Raw genomic sequence first — 738 nt, forward strand, 5'->3', positions numbered from 1 at the left:
TGATCCGGCATGGGCGGCTTCGAAAGCGGGGCCGCCTGATGTTGCCGATGGTATCAGGTCAGAGATCGCCTTCTTCCCAGACATCCTCAAGCATTTCATTTTTATCAAATCCTGGTCCCTTATGAGCAGAAGGATCGTTGTTCCTATTCATCCCTTGAGGGAGGGCAGCACATGACCGATGCGACACTCTCGCTTGACGGCATTGAGCCGATCAGCGGCACAATAGAAACCGGGGGCGACTATATCCGGTTCAGCGCAGACACGACCCTTGACGAACATCAGATCAACGGACCTCATGAGGGGCAGCTGTCCCTGAACGGTGCCGACGAGCGGGTCGTTCTCGAAAGCTACCACGCCATTGAAGGCGGCGGCTGCGAGATAACCCTTCGACGCATTACGCCATCTGCGTCGTGATAAGGGTCAGAAATATTGTCAAAGGTGCCCCGGTAATCCTTGGTCATGACCATGGCCCGCCCTTAACGCTGCCTCCAGCATAGGGAAGACGCGAGAACAACGCGACAGGCGAGATGCCCAGTGACACATAGCAACCGGACCTATTCCCGCAGTTCGGAGACCACGGCGTGGAAATAGGATCCTTGCAGGATCGGACAGGCCACCCTGCCCGTCGCATGTGCGACATGCGAAGGCGCCACCAAAGTCAGCGGGCAGGTCGCATCCGGACCCCCACCTTTGAAGGAAAGCTATTCCGACCTCCATCAGAAATCTCTTGCTGCGCGG

1 protein-coding gene is annotated in these 738 nt (G+C 57.2%); it reads left to right on the forward strand.

What is annotated here, in order from left to right; genetic code table 11:
* The first annotated feature begins 171 nt into the window (after positions 1–171).
* Positions 172–414 carry a hypothetical protein gene (locus CK944_RS22395; protein WP_103175207.1) on the forward strand — a complete coding sequence of 81 codons (243 nt, stop codon included), beginning with the start codon at positions 172–174 and terminating at the stop codon, positions 412–414.
* Positions 415–738: the final 324 nt, after the last annotated feature.

It is taken from the genome of Paracoccus sp. SY (assembly GCF_002901215.1).
In the GTDB taxonomy this organism is placed as follows: Bacteria; Pseudomonadota; Alphaproteobacteria; order Rhodobacterales; family Rhodobacteraceae; genus Paracoccus; species Paracoccus acridae.